Source organism: Nocardia sp. NPDC059177, assembly GCF_042755165.1.
Classification (GTDB): domain Bacteria; phylum Actinomycetota; class Actinomycetes; order Mycobacteriales; family Mycobacteriaceae; genus Nocardia.
In genome coordinates, this window is sequence record NZ_JBHZBX010000003.1 from 25534 (window position 1) to 43569 (window position 18036).

The 18036-nt window shown below is 70.5% G+C and carries 6 protein-coding genes; 3 read left to right on the forward strand and 3 right to left on the reverse strand.

Annotation, left to right across the window (positions count from 1 at the left end; translation table 11 throughout):
- Window positions 1–13: 13 nt before the first annotated feature.
- Entirely contained in the window at window positions 14–763 is a 750-nt protein-coding gene (locus ACFXK0_RS05135; RefSeq protein WP_379408526.1) for a toxin-antitoxin system YwqK family antitoxin, read from the reverse strand.
- 22 nt (window positions 764–785) lie between these two features.
- Window positions 786–16109: a hypothetical protein gene (locus tag ACFXK0_RS05140; RefSeq protein WP_379408528.1), complete on the reverse strand. Its 15324-nt coding sequence runs from the start codon at window positions 16107–16109 to the stop codon at window positions 786–788.
- A 233-nt stretch (window positions 16110–16342) separates the two neighbouring features.
- On the opposite strand from ACFXK0_RS05140, the gene ACFXK0_RS05145 reads away from it, so the two are divergent.
- Genes ACFXK0_RS05145 through ACFXK0_RS05155 form a run of 3 tightly spaced genes read left to right on the forward strand, consistent with a single transcriptional unit; the run spans window position 16343 to window position 17670 of the window.
- On the forward strand, window positions 16343–16726 hold the full coding sequence (locus tag ACFXK0_RS05145; RefSeq protein ID WP_379408529.1) for a hypothetical protein: 384 nt from the start codon (window positions 16343–16345) through the stop codon (window positions 16724–16726).
- A gap of 15 nt (window positions 16727–16741) precedes the next feature.
- Entirely contained in the window at window positions 16742–17227 is a 486-nt protein-coding gene (locus tag ACFXK0_RS05150; protein WP_379408530.1) for a DUF6301 family protein, read from the forward strand.
- Window positions 17224–17670 (forward strand): hypothetical protein, encoded by a 447-nt coding sequence (locus ACFXK0_RS05155; RefSeq protein ID WP_379408531.1) that lies wholly within the window; start codon window positions 17224–17226, stop codon window positions 17668–17670. Before ACFXK0_RS05150 ends, ACFXK0_RS05155 begins: the two co-directional genes overlap by 4 nt.
- Before the next feature lie 18 nt (window positions 17671–17688).
- On the opposite strand, the gene ACFXK0_RS05160 is transcribed toward ACFXK0_RS05155, so the two are convergent.
- The gene (locus ACFXK0_RS05160; RefSeq protein ID WP_379408532.1) at window positions 17689–18009 is read right to left on the reverse strand and encodes a hypothetical protein; all 321 of its coding nucleotides are present in this window, start codon (window positions 18007–18009) and stop codon (window positions 17689–17691) included.
- Window positions 18010–18036 lie beyond the last annotated feature (27 nt).

Sequence of the window (18036 nt, forward strand, 5' to 3'; positions counted from 1 at the left end):
GCACACTCCTTGCCTAGTCCCGGCTCGCGCCGTGCTGTGCGATCAGGGCGCCGGTCTCGTCCCATTGCGTGCGGGTGCGCAGCGCGCCGTCGGGGGCGAAGACGGTTTCCGCTTCGCGGGCTCCGGACGGGAAGAACGTACGCCAGGTACCCACTTCGTGGCGGTCGGCGTATTCGCCGGAGTAGCGCGGGGTTCCGTCGAGGTACCAGCCGCGCGACGGTCCGTCGCGGTAGCCGTCGGCGTAGGTCGACAGTTCGGTGACGGGGGCGCTCGGCGCGGGGCGGCGGAATTCCTGGCCGGTGAACGGCTCGTCGCGGTAGTACATCCGGCGTTGCTCGTCGTCCCAGCGCAGGGCGGGATCGTCGGCGTCGACCGCGTCGGTGGCGATGCCCTTGCGGGTGCGCTCGTCTTCGTATTCGACCAGCTCGCCCGCCTCGTTCCAGCGCGAGTGGGTGAGCAGGATGCCGTCGATGTCGTAGACGTCCTCGAGGCGGCGCGCGCCGTCGGGGTACCACTCCTGCCAGGTGCCGACGGGACGGTTGCGGTAGAACTCGCCGTTGTAGCGCATGGTGCCGTCGGGGTACCAGCCGGACCAGTCGCCGTCGCGGTCGCCCTCGTCGTAGCTCCAGTACTCCTGCCAGGTGCCGTCGGGGCGGGTCCGGGTCACCGCGCCGCTGTAGGGCTCGCCCCGATAGGTCAGCGTGCCGGTCGCCGCGTCAATCACCACATCCGGATCGCTCAGTTCGATCGGATCGTCACTCACCTGGGAAAACCTCTCCGATCGGTCAGGCTCGGTCGCTGAAGATTGTCATCCGGTTCGCCGGGTCGGCAACCACGTTACGGACCAGCAGGCCGAGGTCCAGTTCCGGTGGCAGGGCACGGTAGATCAGCTCACCCATCGGCCTGCCGTCGACAGCGACGGTGAACCGCGTCATCCGCTGCGCCGACCGCTCCCACCCGATGTGCGCGCCGTCGGTGACGTCGATCGCCTGGCTGCCGACCTGCACCAGCAGCCGATCGGCGAGCCGATAGAAGATCACCGTCACCCCGCCCAGGTCCCCGTACAACCCGTCCGCGCCGAGCTGCCCCGGCGCCGCGGGCCGCAACGCCCCCGACCGCGGATCGAACTCCGCCAGCACACCGCTCCCGTACGGCCGCACCAGCAACACGACCTGCTCAACCGGCGCCCGATACTCCGGCCGATACGCCCGCCGCTCACCCCCCGGCCGACCACCCGGCGGCATCATCGGCGGCGGATACATCGACGCACCTTGCTGCCCACCAGCCGATCCGCTGCCGTTCCCCGCCCCATAGGCCGCACCGCTACCCGGCACATAGACCTGCTCACTCCCCGGCGAATAACCCTGCCCGAACCCCGGCCCATAAGGTTGCACGTTCCCCGACGGCGAGTGCTGACCACTTCCCGGCGAGTACGGCCCACCAGCACCCGGCGAATACGGCTGACCACTCCCGGGCGGATACGGCTGACCACTGCCCGGCACGTACGGCTGACCGGCGTCGAACGGACGCTGCTGACCGGGTCCTGGTGGATTCAGCTGATCATTCCCCGGCGAATACGGCGCACCGGTTCCAGGAGCGTAGGGCTGGCTCACCGGCGGGTACGGCTGACCATTCCCGGGTGCGTACGGGCCGCCGGTTCCCGGTGCGTACGGCTCACCAGCTCCCGGCGAGTGCGGCTGACCTGCGCCCGGCGGGTAGGGCCGGTCGCTCGCAGGTGGGTATGGCTGACTTCCGTCCGGCGGATACGGCTGGTCGCTCGCGGGTGGGTATGGCTGACTTCCGTCCGGCGGGTAAGGCAGGCCGGAACCCGGCGGCTGGGTCACCCACGGTGGGAGTGGTGGCATGGCGGGTCCACCAGGCGGAGTCGGAGTCGGCTGAACCGGCCACGCCGGCCCGTTCGGCGGATCCGTCGGCGACGGCTGGATCGGTGTCGATACCGGCGGCAGCGGGATCCCCGGCGGACCCACCGGTGTCGACTCCGGCATTCCCGGACGAACCGGAATACCCGGCGGTACGGGTGGTTCCGTCGGCCACGGCGAAGACGGAATTCCTGGTGGCACAGGAGGTTCTGTCGGCCACGGTGGGAGGGGGAGCCCCGGCGGGTCCGTCGGCAGCGGCGGCGTCGGCGGCAGTGGAGGAATCGGGAGTTCCGGCGGCACGGGCGGCCATGGGGGCGCGGGTGGATCCGTGGGGACCGGCGGTACAGGTGGCACCGGCGGCACAGGCGGCACAGGCGGCTGTGGTGGTTCGGGTGCCTCCGGTGGGCACGGTGGGTCTTGGGGTTCCGGGGGTGGTGGCAAGGGTGGGCGCGGAGGTTGTGGGGGGTCCTGGGGTTCGGGGGTCAATTCCAGTGGTGGGACCGGCCATTCGACGGCGTCGAATACCGGGACCTCGAGTTCCACCTCGTACTCGTGTGGCGGATGCGGAATATGCGAGCGCAGGGACGATCCCGGCAACTGTCGGCGCGGACCGGACCGGTCCCCTTCCGGCGAACGCGGCGGTAGTCCGGGTCCACCGGGGTCGAACCCCTTGTCCGGACTGTCACCATCCGGAATTCCAGGGTCGCCCGGATCGGATACCGGATTCAGCACGGACGCGCCGTCGCCGGCGGCACCGGCTCGGCCGTTCGGGTGGGGGTTGCCCGAGTCCGTCTCATCGCCGGCAACCGGCGCGGACGGATCATCGCCGATCACAACGCCATCGCGGTCGTTCACCGACGGACGGGGCTCGATGGGATCCGCTTCATCTCCGACGACCGGATCTGCCGGCGGACGATGATGCGGCCCGTCGCCCGCCTCGGGCACACCCGCGGCCGCGGAGTCGAGCTGAGCCGCGGGCAGGTCGTCCTCGCCAGGCGCGCGATCCGTCGGGATGCCCGGGTCACCCGGAGCGGTTACGGGGTTCAGCACGAGTGGCGGAGTTCCGTTGTCGCCGTTGTGCTCCGGGCCGGCGGGCAATTCCGGGCGCGCCGGCGCAGTCGGTACGGCGGGGGTCGGCGAGCCGGGGGTCGGCGGGGCGGGAGGCGGCCCATCCGGGTTCGACGGGGGCACGCCGTCGGTCGGAGCGGCCAGGTTGGGTGGGTTCGCGGCACCGATTTCGGGGTCGGTCACGAAAGGTTCGGTGAGCAGGGCGCGCAGGCGGGCGATGTCGGCGGCGTGCCGGCGGATTTCCGCGCGGATCTCCTCGTGGACCGGGGCCATCTGTTCGAGGGTGAGGCGTTCGTGGGCGTCGATGCGGCCGTCGCGGAACCACTGGTAGATCTTGGCGACCGTCGCGTCGTCGGCATCGGTCAGGTCGGTGCCGAGCAGGCGGGCATTGTCGCGGCCGGGGCCGCGGACCGCGTCGGGGGGCGGGGCGGGCAGGGGCGAACGGTCGGTGAGGTTGTCGGCGCCCACTTCACGCAGGAAGTCGAGGGCATCGCGCTGAGGTACCGGTGGGTCGTCGCCGATGGCTCGCGGATCGGTGTCGGGGTCGAAGACCAGATCTCGGGTGAACGGGTCGATCGCGGCCAGCGCCCGCACGTAGTCGGTGAGCGAACTGGTGAGATCGTCGAGGCGGCCCTGGGCGGACCGGTTGGACAGCGCCTCGGACAGCGCCGTCGCGTCGTTCAGTGGCAGTGCGCCGCGCGCGAGCCCGAGATGCGGGGCCAGCGCGGCGCGCGCGGCGTCGACGGCGACCGGGTCGATCTTGTGCAGCAGTTCGGCGTAGGCGGTGATGTTCGCGGCCCGCTGACGATGCAGCTCGATGCGGGTATCGGGGTCGGCGAGCGCCGCGGCGACCACCTCCGGCGTCAGCTCGCCGGGTTCGACATCCGCCCGCAGGGCCAGCGCGCTGCGTGCGTTGTGCAGAGCGTTGAAGGTGTCGGTCGCGTCGACGCTGTGCGCGTAGTCGACCAGCGCCTCCAACTGCCGGGCGCGCACGTGATTGGCCCGGTCCAGATCGGCGAGCAGCCGGTCCACTTCCGCGTTCGACAGCGTCGACGGATCGTCGATGCCGAGCCGCCGCGCCACCTCGGCGATGTCGGCCCTGACCTCGGCCAGCGAACGAGGCTCCGGCACAGGGTGATTCGGCTCGTCGGCGACAACCGGCAGTTTCGGCTCGGTATGACTGGGCGGCGTCTCGATCATCCGCCAGGGACCCGCCCCGTCGCGCACCATCGTCACATCGACTGTGCGCCCGTCGATCTCGGTGCGCAGATGCCGCACCTCGGGCGCTACGGCCTCCAGAATGTGCACGCCGCCCTGCTCGTCGATCCCGACGACCCGGATCTGGATGTCGACCTCGCCGCGATTGAGCCGGTCGAGGAAGTCCGGATCGGCGTCTGCGAGGGCCCGTGCCAGCGCGGCTTCGTGCCCGGCACCGGTGTCGACGATCGCGATCGTATTGTTCCCGGGATCGATGACGAGACGGTCCCCGCTGTCGGCCTCGGTGAAATCGGTTACCCGCCGGGTGAATTCGTCGAACACCCCGATATTGGTGTCGAGTTGCCCGCGCAATGCGGCCAGTTCGGCGTCGAGGTTGTCGACCAGCGCGGTCAGATCGGTGCCGGCCAGATGCGCCCACGTGGACCGTTCGTCGCGCAGCCCGGCCCGGCGCAGGGCGTCGTCGAAGATGCGGCGCGCGTCCTCGGCCTGTCTGGTCGGTTCGCCGCTGCCGTCGTCGCTGAGATCGCCCCACAGGTCGACCCATTCGCCGCCGTTGTTCACTCCGCGCCAGTTCATCAACTGGAAGCTGAACTCGTCGCCCCTGGCCGAGACGACTTCCTTGAGGTAGGCCCCGAGCGGGTCGTTGCTCTTGAAGTTGCTCGGCCGGAATGGAATATCGGCGTTCTCGGCGTTGAAGAACCGCGAGATCGCCGCCAGCGCCTGGATCACGCCGTCGCGGCGCAACATCCGGTACTCGGCCTCGGCGACCGCGCGACGCAGGCCCTCATCGCTGAAATCGGTGAGCTGGACACCGAGTTCGCGGGCCAGTGCTTCGAGGACGGTGGCGTCGGCGATGCGGTCGTTGACCGCGTTCACGACATCGGCCAGCCACGGCGGCAGCGGTTCAGCGACAGCGGGCGGTTGCGCCGAATCCTGCGGTGGCGCGGCTTCGGGTGAGTCGGTGGTGAGCTCGGGCGGGGTGGCCGCGGCCAGTTCGGCCGGGGTCATGCTCTCCGGCTCGAGCAGATGTGTCAGTCCCGCGTCGCGCAGATCCTGTTCGATCTGGCGGCGCAGCTGCGGGTCGGCGTCGGAGATCCACGGCTTGTACTCGCTGCCGTCGGGATTGCGCAGCGGCAGGAATTCGCCCGCCTGGTCGGCGATCCGCGAGGACAGGTGCCGCAGGATCGGCACCAGTTCGCGGTGCTGCCACATGTACACGCCCTCTTTGAGGATGCGCGCGGGGTTGAATTTGATCTGCAGCTGGTCGTATTCACCGCCGGGCGCGTTGGGCGTGGCGTCCTTCGTCGAGGTCAGGGGCAGCCCGGCACCGTAGCCGAGCATCGACTGACCGGCACCATCGATACTCGAGCCGGACGGATACTTCGGGTTCTCGCCGTAGTAGCCCCGATTGACCAGTCGATCCCACAGCCTGCGCAGCCAGTTCTTCTTCGGCGGCGCCTCGACCGGCGTGTCCACCGGCCGGAACGGCCTCGGCTCGCGTCGCGCGAGTGGTTCGAGATGCCAGGTGTCGGGCCCGTCGGGCACCAGCCGCACCAGCATCTGGTCGCCGTCGACGTTCAGCGACAGCACGCGGTCGTCGAGCTGGTTGCGCACCATCTGGTACAGGTGTGCCATATCGGCGGCGTCGCGCGATACGCCCGACCGCAACCGGATGATGTCGTCGGCGGCACGCACCAGACCGGGGTCGGCGGGCAGACCCAGCCGGGCGGCCCAGCGCCGGGCGGCGGCCTCGCGCACGGCCCGCTGCTGCGGATCGGTGGCGTCCTCGGCATGGCGGACCGCGGCGGCGAACGCCTCGACCGCGCCCGCCCGCAACAACTGTCGGTAACGCGCGGCATCGAGGGAACCGGAATCGGTGAGATCCACACCGAACCTGGCGGCCAGGCGGTCCATCGCCTGCTGGGCGGGCTCGAGCCGTGGACCGCCGGGCTGACGCGCACCGTCCTCCGGCGGCAGGATCGAGGACGGATGCAACGGCGTGGCCTGCGGGTTCGGTTCCGGTTCGGTGCCGAGTGCGGGGCGTGCGTCGTCGAGTCCGGCGCGGCGCAGGTCATCGGCGATATCGGCGCGCACCTCGGGGTCGCCGTCGACCCGCCAGTGGTCGAGGCCGTCCTGCAACTCATCGAGATCCAGCGGCTCGTAGTCGTCCGGATACCGCATGGGCTTGCCGAGCTCGGCATCGGGATCCAGTGCGCTGTCGAGGAATCCACGCGCCCGCGCCATATCCGCGATCTCGGCGAGCGCACCGAGCGGATCACGCTGCCCGGCCAGCGCGTCACCGAGACCGAGGGCCTCGGCGAGAATCCGGACCTGTTCGGCCTGCTCCGGGGTGAGCGGCGGTGTACCGGCATGCGTCGACGGCGGCAGGTCGTTCAGTTCCTGCAGGAACCGGTAGGCGTCGTTGAGGAAGTCCCGGCGCTGGTACGCGCGCTGCGGTGCGCCACCCTCGGCTTCGGCACCATCGGAGTCCGGCTGATCTTGCGCGGCATCCCCGGGCACGGCCAGTTCGGCCGGCGCCTGCGGCATACCGGAACCCAACGGCGACGAATTCCTCGATGGCTCTTCGGGTTCCGGACTCGACGCCGTCGGCGGACGGGACGGCGGTTTCGACGGCGGCCCACCGGGATCAGCCGGGGCCGGCGGCTCGCCGGAATCGTCGTCCCCACGAGAACTGTCGTCACCGCGCGAGCTGTCGTCGCCCTGGGAACCACGGTCCGCGCCGGACTCGACGTCGTCACCACTGTTGACACCGTCCGGCCGCGTAGCCTCCGAACCTTGGCGCTCGATCGCGGCAGCGAACCGTGCCGCCATCTCCGCCCGCGCCGCGTCGAACTCCTGTTGCGCCCGTAGGTAGGACTCGAGTGCGCGCGCGTCGGCCAATGCTTCGGCGTCGAGGTCCTCCGGGCGCACCTGGGCCGCCTCGGCCAGTTCGGCGCGCAGCGCGTCGAACTGCTGCTGGGCGGACAGGTAGGACTCCAGCGCCGCGAGGTCGGCCGCGGCCTCGGGGTCGTCCGCGCGCTGGCTAGCCGCCGCGGCCTCCTGCGCGGCCAGTTCCTCGAACCTGTGCGCGATCTCGGCCTGCGCGGCCTCGAATTCGCGTTGGGCTCGCAGGTACGACTGCATGGCCGCGAGATCCTCGTCGGCACCGTCGAGGGAGCGCAGCGTGTCGTCGAGGGCCTCATCGGCGTGGTCGGCACGGCGTTCGTCGGCCTGATCGGCCAGCTTGTTCTGCCGGTCGACGGCCTCGTCGATCCTGGCCAGCGGGTCGACCGGTTCGCCGGGGCCGACCAGATCGTCGAGCGTAGGCAGGGGTTCGGCGAGCTCGTCGGCGACGTCATCGAGCTTGCGCATGGTCTCGTCGAGCTTCGCGTCGGCCCGGTCGTCGAGGTCCTGCCCGCGCTCGGACGGCACATCGGCGCCGGCATCCTGGCTCGAATCCGGCAGCCCGCGCGGATGGCCGACGGGCCCACCACCAGTCCGCCCACCACCAGCAGGCTCGCCACCAATCGGCCCACCACCAGTGGGCTCGCCACCAGTGGGCTCCGGCCCAGCGGGCAGGCCCTGCTGACCCTCGGTCAATTCATCGGGCTTACGGCCGGGATGTTCCCTGGCCGGCGACCCGGCGGGCAGGTCGGCCACCGGCCGGTAGAACTCCTCGGTCAGGGCCCGCAGCCGTTCGATCTGCTCGGTCCTGGTCCGGATCTCGTCGCGGATGGTGGCGATCTCGGCGGCCAGCTCCGCCGGACTCAGCGCCTCGTGCTTTTCGATCTTGCCGTCGAGGTAGGCCTCGTAGGCCTTGATGAAGGCCGCGTCGTCGGCGGTGGCGATATCGAAACCGACCAACCGCGCCCAGTCCCGATTCGGATGCGGGCGTGGATCGTTCGGGTCGACCGGCAGATCGGCGCCGTAGGCGTGCGCCAGATTGTCCGCGACGAGGGCGGCGAAATCGCGTGGATCGCCGCCGGGACGCGCGCTGTCGACCACCTCGCGCAGCCCGTGCACCGCGTCGGCGTCGTAGATGTGCGGGTCGCCGGTGGTGCGCGGGTCGGCGGACGAATCCCCCTTGGGCACATCCTTGTACGGGTCGATCGACAGCAGCGCGTCGGCGTAGGCGGTGAGCGCGGCGAGCGCCTGGTCACGCTGACCGAACCGGTACATCCGCTGCACGCGCTTGCGCAGCGCGGCCGGGTCGATGCCGGTGTCGGCGGGGCGGGTGTCCGAGCGGCCGTACCGGTCGGTCTCGCTGATGATCGGCCGCAGCTTGGCTGGATCTGCCGGGCTCAGGGCCTGGATCAGTGCGTCCTGCGCGGCCCGGACCGCGGCCTGGTCGATGTTCGCCAGCTGCTGGGAGTAGCCCTTGGTGCGGTCGGGTTCGCGCTGTTGACCGTCGAGCAGGTCCTCGAACTGCTGGGCGCGCGTGCCCCGGTTCTGCTTCGGGTTGACCAGCGCTTCGGCGATCCGGCGCGGCGTGAGCTCGGCTTCCGGAATGCCGAGCCGGACCGCCAGCTGACTGCGCGCGTCGCCGACCAGATTGAAGTTCTCGATGTCGGACATGGTGCGCTCGTAGTCGGCCAGCGCTTCGATCTGCCCGGCCCGGACCGCGTTGTCCAGGTGCAGCGCGCGCACCGTGTCGGCGATATTGTCCGGGTGCAGGGCGGCCGGTCCGAGGTTCAATTGCCGTGCCAGATCAACGATTTCGCGCACCATGTCGGCGCGGTCACGCGGTGTGGGCGGCGGCTCGGGGGCAGGCTGGACCGGACGCCACTCACCGTCCTCCCCGCGCAGCATCGTCACCTGCAGTTCGGCGCCGTCGACGGTGCGCCGGATGTGCTGCACGTCCGGGGTGTCCAGCGGATCGAGGAACCGCTGCCCGGCGCCGTCGTCGTGGGCGGCGCGGAAGTCCGGTTTCAGCACACCGTTGTTGACGTCGGCCGCCAGCTCGGGATGATCGCGCAATGCGCGTGCCAGCGCCTCTTCGCGATCGAGCGCGCCGTCGATCACCAGCAGCCGGTCGGGTCCACCGTCCGGATCGGGCACCCGCGCGACCTGGTCGCCGTACATCGTGCCGACCGGCGGCGTGTCGACGCCCTGGAGGATCGGCTGCGCGGCGGCGATGAAATCAGCCAGGTTCTGTGCCCGCTGACGCGCCGATTCGCGCAGCTCGTTCAGTGTCGGTTCGAGCCGGTCACCGGACAACTCGTCCAGGCCACGGCCGAACATCGCTGCCCAGCTGGACAATTCGGCGCGCAGCTGGTCGCGGCGCAGCGCGTGCTCGAAGAACTCGCGCGAGCGCGCCTGGTGCTGGCCCAACTCGCGGTCGTCGAAGAAGCTCGCCCATTCGGGCAGCCGGTCCGCGCCGTTGCCGACCCGGTCGTAGTCGCGCAGCGCGGTGCTGCCCTCGAAGGCGACGATCAGATCGCGCAGGAAGCGGCCGAGCGGATCCTTGTCGAGGAAGCTGACCTCCGCCGAGAACGGCACGGCCCGCGGCCTGCTGGTGTCGCCCCAGTGACTGCGGCGCGGCTCGGCACCGCCGGCTTCGTCGTCGAGATCATCGGTGTCCGCGCGCGGTTCGCTCTCGAGCTCCGCGCGGCGGCCCGGCCCGGCCACGCTCCGGTCGCCGGGCACGCCCGAATCCGTGTCGACGGGGTGATCGGCCCGCCGGTAGGGCCGGGTCTGCTCCTCTTCAGCACGGTGGGCAGCGGCGGCCAGCCCCTCGATGGCGCCGATCTCGCGCAGCACCCGGTGGGTCTGCCGGTCGATCGCGGCGCGGATGTCGCTCGGGCTGTCCCCGTCGAGGTCGATGCCGAGCCGCTGCGCCATCTCGGTCAGCGACTCGCCCTCCGGCGGCGGGCCGGGCTGCTCGGGCGGCAGGTCCGGGTCGGGCAGCGGCGCCTCCTCCATGGCCCGCGCCTCGTCGGTGTCGACGAGCCCGTTGAACTCCAGATCGTCGATCAGGTCCTGCCGCAGCTGCGGATCCCTGGCCGCGTCGAACAGTTCCCGCAGGATCGCGCGCGCCTCGTCGGCATCCATCCGGTTCGCCCGCAGCTCGCTGATCACCGTGTCGCGCACGGCATTCGGGTCCATTTCGGTGATCCACGGCCGGTATTCGGTGCCGTCCGGGAAGTACACCGGGTGGTACTCGCCCGCCGTGTCCGGTTGCCTGCCCATCAGGCCGCCGATGATCGGCAGGTGCTCGCGGTTGTGCCAGACCGTCACGCCTTCCTTGCCGATACGCGCCACATTCAGCGCCGGGTCGCCCGCGCTCGGCGGCGGGGCGCTGATCACCGGTCCGTCCGGTGTGGGCGCGGGCGTGGCGGGTGTCTGCGCGGGCGGCGGGTCGGTCACCATGCCGACACCGCCGGTCACACCGTCGCGAATCGCGGTCTGGCCACGTCCGTCGAGCCCGGACCCGGACGGGTATTTGAGAGTGAGCCCCTCGAAGCCACGATTGAGCCGATCGACCCATTTCCGCAGTTCACTGCGGGTATCCACCGGCTCGGCGTCGTCGCCGCGCGCGGGCGGCTGCGCCGGGTCCGCCGCGTCGTCGCGCGCGACGATCCACTGCCCGTCCTCGAGCCGCACATGCAGCGCGACGACCTCACCGTTGTCACCGAGTTCGACGCGGACCTCCCGCACCGGCGGCTCCGGGTCGGCGAAATCAGGTGTGTGCGAAGTGGATTCGTCGTCGTCGGCGCCCAGCCAGTCGGTGTCGTCGGTGGCGGGGTCCGGTGGGTCGTCGGGCACGTTCATGTAGTCGGTGGTGGCGTCGTCGCCCGTGGACCGGTCGAGCGTGGCGGGGTCGACGTCGAAAGGCAGCGGGACGTCGGCGAGCACGTCGACGCCGTCACGGTCGAGCAGCAGCTCGGTGACGGTGACCTTCCCGTCGGCATCCGCGTGCACCAACCGGTACTCGACCCGGAGCGTGCCGTCCTCCATGGCCGCGCGCAGCTGGTCCACCGCGTCCCGGATCGCCCGGCCCTCGGGGCTGTCGGGGTCGACGCCACGCGCACGCATCTGCTCGGGCGTCTCGTTGAGCAGCCGCACGAGATTGCGGTCCTTGTTCAAGATGTGGCGCAGGTACTCCGGTGAACCCTGTTCGGCGCTGATGACTTTGGAGCCACCGAGCGTCGACCCGACACCCTTCGCCTCGACAATCAACAGCGTCGGACCCGAATCACCCTCTGCGCGTGGGACGAACGACGCGATGTCGACCACGCCCGCCCCGTCGAACGCGCCCTCGAAAGGCGAGAGTTTGACCGCGCCCGGCCTGGCATCCGGATCGAGGGCGTAGTCGAGGCCGGCCAGCTCACCGAGCTTCTTGGAGACCTCGACCATTTCGCGTCCGAGGTCGTTGTAGTCGGTGGCGACGTCGGCCAGATCGCCGAGCAGTTCGAGCTTGCCGATCCGGTCCTGCTCGCTCAGCGTCGTGTCGTCGTGCAGCTGCTGACGCAGGCTGTTGATCTTCTCCGACAGCGCCTTGGGCGCGAGTTCGTGCTTGTCGGTGAGCCCGAACTCTTTCATGATCCGGGCGAGTTCCTTGCCCGTGTTGTTCCGCTCGGTCTGCAGTTCGAGCCGCCGGTCGGAGGCCTCGCTCAGCTCCGCCGCGCGTTCCGGGTCCCGCATCTCGTGCAGCTCGGAATCGCCCTTCTGCACGCGATGCTGGTACTCGCCGCCGGTGAGATGGTCCTTGACGAACCCGCCGGAGTCGTACAGCCGGAAGTCGACATTGCGTTTGGTGCCGGGCGGATCGTCGTTGTGATGCCAGGTGCCGTCCGGGTCGCGGAAGCTGTCGGGCCGGTCACCGGGCCGATGCAGTCGCCCGTCGTCCCCGCGCTCCATGCCGGGCGGCACCGGATCGTCGTCGCCCATGAAGTCGGTCTCCGGGTATTCCGGCGAGACCAGCCGGGGTTCGACGGGATTGCCGTCCCTGGCCGCCTGTTCGAGGTCGGCGTGCCGCAACGGGTCGACGCGGGGGGCGCCTTCGTCGATGATGTGGCCCGCGGTGCTCTCGGTGCCCTGCACCACCCGGGTGCAGTTGGCGCAGCAGGGCGCTTCGGCGTCCCGGCTGGGGACATACGGCGAGTTGAGGATGGAGGCCAGGCCGTCGAAATCGGTGGGCAGCTGGTCGTCGGGGCCGCGTTGCTGGTTGAGCAGTTCCCGGTCGTGCAGGGCGGCGTTGGTGCCGCGGATCTCGGCGTGGCCGAGCGGGTTGTCCACATGCGGGAAATGCGTCCGGTCGCCGCCGTTGTGGTAGACGTCGGTGGGGTCCTGGTAGCGGGAAACGTTGTCGTGCAACGTCGGATGCAGCTGGGACGGATGGATGCGCTGTTCGGCGGTGCCGTTGGCGGCCTCGTACACGCGACCGGTGAGGCGGTCGATGGTGATCGAGGTGACGTGGCCGCGCCGGGCGGCGGGCAGCCGGTCGGCCTCGGCCTTCGCCAGGCGTTGGGCGGGCGAATTGCCTGCTTCGGCTTCGGTCTTGTCGGCGGCGATGAAGTTGTCGAGGGCGGTCTTGGCCGCTTTGGCGTTGTCCTTGGCCGCCGCGAGGTCCTCCTGCGCGCTGCGGACCAGCTGGTCGCCGTCCTCGGCTCCGGCGTCGCGCGCGGTCTGAGCTTCTTTGAGCGCGATGGCGGCGTCGCGCACGCCCCGCCCCGCCGCGGCCTTTTCGGCCTCCAGGGCCTTCTGCTGGGCCTTGTGCTGCTCGTATTCGGCGACCAGGGCGGCGTCCTGGGTGGACGCGTCGACGAAGGCGCGGCCGCGTTCCTCGCTGAGCCGGTGCGAGAACTCGTCGATCGGCTCCCCGTTGACATGGGTGATCCGGCGCGGATCGCCCGCGGTCTGCACCATCGGGTCGTTCATGTCCAGCGCGCCGAGCAGATGCGCGTCGACTCCGGGAGTCCGGCTGAACGGTGCGTTGGGTGTGCCGGTTTCCGGTGTCAGGAACGACATGGCGGCCGGGCGGGTCGGCGGATCCTCGTCGCTCATGAAGTCGACGAGTTCGCGATCGCGCGGCGCGTCGTCGCCGTCGAGTGTGTCGCGCGACTCGGACGAATCGGAATCCGGTCTGGGCGACGGTGTTTCAGCGGGTGTGGTCGCCGATTCCGGCCTGAACGTCTGCCACTCGCCGCCACGATCAACCACCGGATCCGAGCCCGGCTCCCGCTGCACACCGACCCGGTCCGTCGGCGCGGTGACGTCAACACCGAGCTGATCGGCGACGTACTGGGCCCACCCCTTCTCATTGCCCGCGTGGCAGGAGAGCAAGCGAATGGGCGTGCCCGGCACGTAGTTCGGGTTGTTGCGGATGGCATCGACGATGTGGCGCGGATCGACCTCATCGGCATTGCCAGGGGTCACCTTGCCGTCGGATCGGCCGTGCACCACCACATCGTGGGCGCCATCGTTGCGCACGTTCTGGCTGACGCGATGGGTGCGGGCGTCGTCGCCGATCGCGGTGCCGGTCGGATGATGCACGACGCCTTGGCCATTGGGCAGATGCGCGTCGGGAACGAGCGGGGCGTCGTCACTGTCGGGGGGCGGCTGGCGGTTGTCGTCGGTGTCGGTGCGGTCGCGTGGCGATGCGGCGTCGTCGGTGCCTGGACGACCCGTCTCCGAGCCCGGCCGCGCGGGGCTCACGCCCGGACGACTCGCCTCCGGGCCCGGTCGCGCGGGACTCGCGCCTGGACGACCCGTGTCCGGGCCCGGTCGCGCGGAGCTCGTGCCCGGATCGGTGGCGACGAGCGGCAGAACGGGGACGATGTCGGCGAGGAGGTCGGGCCGGACTTCGGTCTCACCGGCACGCACCGGCGCCGCGGTGGCCTCGGGCTCCGAGCGCACCGGCGGTGCTTCGCCGGGCGCGGCCCGCAGACCCTGCAACGGCGTATCGGCCAGGCCGGCGCCGCGCTGCTCTCCGATTCCCGCGCGCGACTCCGCCTCGGGCCGGGCGCCCGGGGTATCCGCCTGGTCGGCGCCGCTCCCGGGATCCGCCATGCTTGATGGATCGGCACTGAATCCTGGCGTGCTGGAACGAATATCGGCACCGCTCTGGATGCCATCCGCCATACCGGCCCGGACATCGGTTCCGCCCGGCCGCGTCGCCGGCGTGCCCGCCTGCTGCCCGGGCGTTGACTGTGCGGAACTGGACTGCGCGGGGGCCGCCGACTGCGCGGGTGTCGCCGCGGGCTGCGAAGCCGGGGGCGTGGCCGCCTGACTCGTGACCGGCGCCTGACCCGTCGCAGCGGGCGAAGGTCCGCCCGTCGCCGCCGGACCCGCACCGGCCACCCCGGCCGCGAGCGGCGTCGCACCGGCCTGCGCGGCCATGTCCCGGGTAGCCGCAGGCGTGTCGACCTGGGTGATCGGCTTGCCGGTGGACTGCGCGTCGGTGCGCGTGCCGTCGTTGACACTCGCGCCGTCAGCGGTCGACTCGGCCTCCCCGGCGCGCGAACCATCCCGGCCCGACTCTCCTTGTCCAGCCTGGCTTTCCCCGTCTCCTCGCGCACCGGAGTCCTGGCGGCCACCGTCACCGGACTGCTGCGATTCGCCGGTCCGCGCCGCCGGCTCGGCATCCTGACGTCCACCACCGCCGCCGCCGTCGGCACCGGCCTGCTGATCGTCGCCGGATTCCTGACGTCCTTGGCCCGCACCAGAATTCGTGTCGGTGCGCCCATCGCCCTCCGGCGACTGTGTCGTGCCCGCGGGCCGCATCGACTGACCGCCGTCGTCGGCGCCTGCCCGGTTCTCGCCGGAGCCGCCACCCATGGTGTCCTCGCCCGCACCTGCCCGCACGCCGTCGTCACCGCCGAGTCCGGTCGCGCCGCCGTCGGCACCCGCCTGGTCGTCGCCTTCGCCGCCGGGCCGGTTGGACGAGCCGTCGCCCGCACCCGGAGTGTCGTCCAGCCCGAAACTGCCCAGGTCGTAGCCGGGACCCATGGCCTCGCGGATCCGCGAACTGAAACTGGGCCGCTCGAACAGACCCGGATTGATCTTCTGCCAGGCGGAATTCGCGCCCGCCTTGTTCAGGCCGGACAGCCCACCGTTGCTGGCGCCCGCGCTCCACATCAGCGGGTCCGACGCCGCGGCCTGCAAGTTGGTCCAGGCCTGGTCCCAGCCCTTGGTGAAACCATCGTAGGCGAACTGGCCGAGCATGCCGCCGCCCGCACCGACCAGGCCCGCGCCGGTGCCGGTGATGGCGCCGCGCAGCCACGGCGCCATGCTGTCGCCGAGCCGCCTGCCGAGGAAGTCACCGAACGGGCCTGCCGCCAAACCGCCTGCGGCGGAACTGATCGCGGCGGCCCTGACCTGATCCCAGTTGATGTCCTCGCGGTGGCCCTGCTCGACCTGCAACTGCTGCACACCGAGTTCCTGCAGGGTGCCCAGCGCGGTGTCGATCGCCACGTGCTGACCGATGAACTTCAGCACGCGGGTGAGCACGGCCTTGGCGCCGTGCCGCAGGATCGCCGCGAGCACCCGCCCGAAAATGGTGCGCGCCACGGCCCTGGTCGCCAGGATCGCCGCCGCCTCCACGGCGGGCGCGGTGGGCGGAAACGCCCAAGCCAGCGCGATTTCCAGCGCCAGCAGCCCCAGCGAGGACAGGAACATGATCTTGGTGTATTCGATCTCGGTACCGGTCTGATACACCGAGTCACCGAGGATGTCGAACAGTTCGCCCAGCTTGGTGACCGACTGGTCACCGCGCGCCATGCTCTCGAAGGCTTTGAGCATGTCGTCCACGCCCTCGCCCTGCGGATACGCCTTGAACGCAGCGTCTTTGGCGGCATCGACGTCATCGACGAGACCGCGCAGGCTCTCGGCGGCCGCGCGCCAGTCCTCGGCCATGGCCCACATCTCGTCTTCATTGCCGTCCGGCCATTCCATGCCGGCGAGAATCGAGAGCCAATGCAGCCCGGAGGGCAATTCGATCATGGAGGGCTACGTCACCAACTCACGTCCGTGCACGTCGCCATCGCCCCTCATCCTCCAAGCAAGTGGTGCCCCACCCGAGCACACCACAAGTCCTTCGCCTGTGCAACAGAGTGTCAGCCATCAGCGAATCCGTCGTGACCGCAATATGAACGGGAAACGACCGCGAAGATGCCCGTCGGCGGATCGCGTCGGCGAACTTGACGACCAACCGGAGCACGCGAAGGATCGGGGCCATGGAATTGCAGCCGGTGGCCATGTACCGCGAGATGTACGAGGGCACGCACGACGAACTGCCCTCGGTACACACCGCGCCGACCGGCGCCGTCGAACCCGATCGCGAGCAGATCCTGAACTACATGCGCAAGGTGCGCGCCATCTTCGACGTCATGGGCTCCTCGGAGCACCTGTTCGTCGCGGGCGCCTTTATCGAAGGCGGACCGTCGCTGTATTCCGACGGCGTCTGGATCTGGCGCGAGGACTCCCTCGAATATCTCGCCGAACAGCGGGTCACCCTGCCGGCCGGATTCGTCGAGCGGGTGCGCTCCCTGGACTACACCCCGCAATCCTTCGACACCCGCGATCCCGACTTCGACGCGGCGTTCCTGTCGTACTTCTGACCGAGAGGAAAGCGAATGGCGAACTGGCGCGCGCTGCCCGCAGGCGAGGCAGCTGAACTCGCGGGCGCACTGCACACCCTGGACTGGTCGTGGCAACTCGACGACGCTCCCGCCGTGGTCGAGAAGTTCGGCTGGCGCACCATCTCCAGCCGGCCGCGCCGGATCATGCTCGACACCGGGTTCGGCCCGGACAGCGGCACCATCCGCGCCAAGAACGGCCAGGTCACCGGCATCGACCTGCAGCTCACCGAATTCGCCGACGCGGTCGAGAACACCGAGGTCACCGCAGCTTTCGACAGCATCGCCACCGCCCTCACCGGCAAACTCGGCGAACCGTCCGCGCGCGTCGCGGGCCCACCCCCGCAGTACCGGTGGGCCGGCGCCGAGGCCACGATCGTGCTCGAACGCTCCGCCGCCTCGGTGTGGCTGCACCTGGTCACCAATGCCCGGCTGGCCGCCGACGACCGCAATATCGCGCTCGACGAGCAGGGCCTGCTGTGACCGGCTGGACCGAGTTCGCCCACGGCCTGGCCACCGAGCTCGCGGCCGCCCCCGACACCACAGTCCTGGTGATCGGCGAATCCGCGGCACCGGGCGCACGGCGGTTCGCCCAGTTCCGCAAGACCGGCACGGCGGTGTCGGCCGAACTCACCGGCGACGAATGGCTCGAGCCCGGCTTCCGCCCCGGCGACGACGGCGCACTGGCCATCACCGAAGCCGGCTGGCAGCCACCCGACGAAGCCCACATGGGCAATTGGTGGACCGAATTCCCCTGGCCGGTAGCCACCGAGGACTATCAGCGGCTCGCCGCGATCACCGTCACCGGACTCCGCGACGGCTTCGGCATCGACTCCCCCGCCACGCTCGTCTACCAGGGCTGGGTCGAAAAGGCGGGCAACAGCGACCTCCACCTCCCCGGCCTGGGCATCCCCGACGCGCACTGACCGGCCTGGGGCATGCGGCTAGGTCAAGCCGTTGCGGTTGCCCTGTTCCATCCGGTCGATGTAGTCGGCGCTCTCGGTCTGGCCGTCGGCGAAGTCGCCCATGGACGTGGCCATGGTCTTGACGTTGTCGCTGGTGTTGGTCCAGGACGCGTCGTAGCCGTCGTTGCCGCCGGGGCCGTCGTTGAAGCTCTGGCCGAGTTGGTCGTTGCCCCAGACATTTCCGCGGCTGTTGAGCGAACTGTTCAGCGTGTTGATGATGCCGGTGAGCTGATTGCTGACGCTGCGTGACTTGCTCGCCGCGGTCCGGAAGTTGTCGGCGTCGTATTCGAAGGTGCCCATCGCCCTCATCCCTCCACGAGTGGTGTT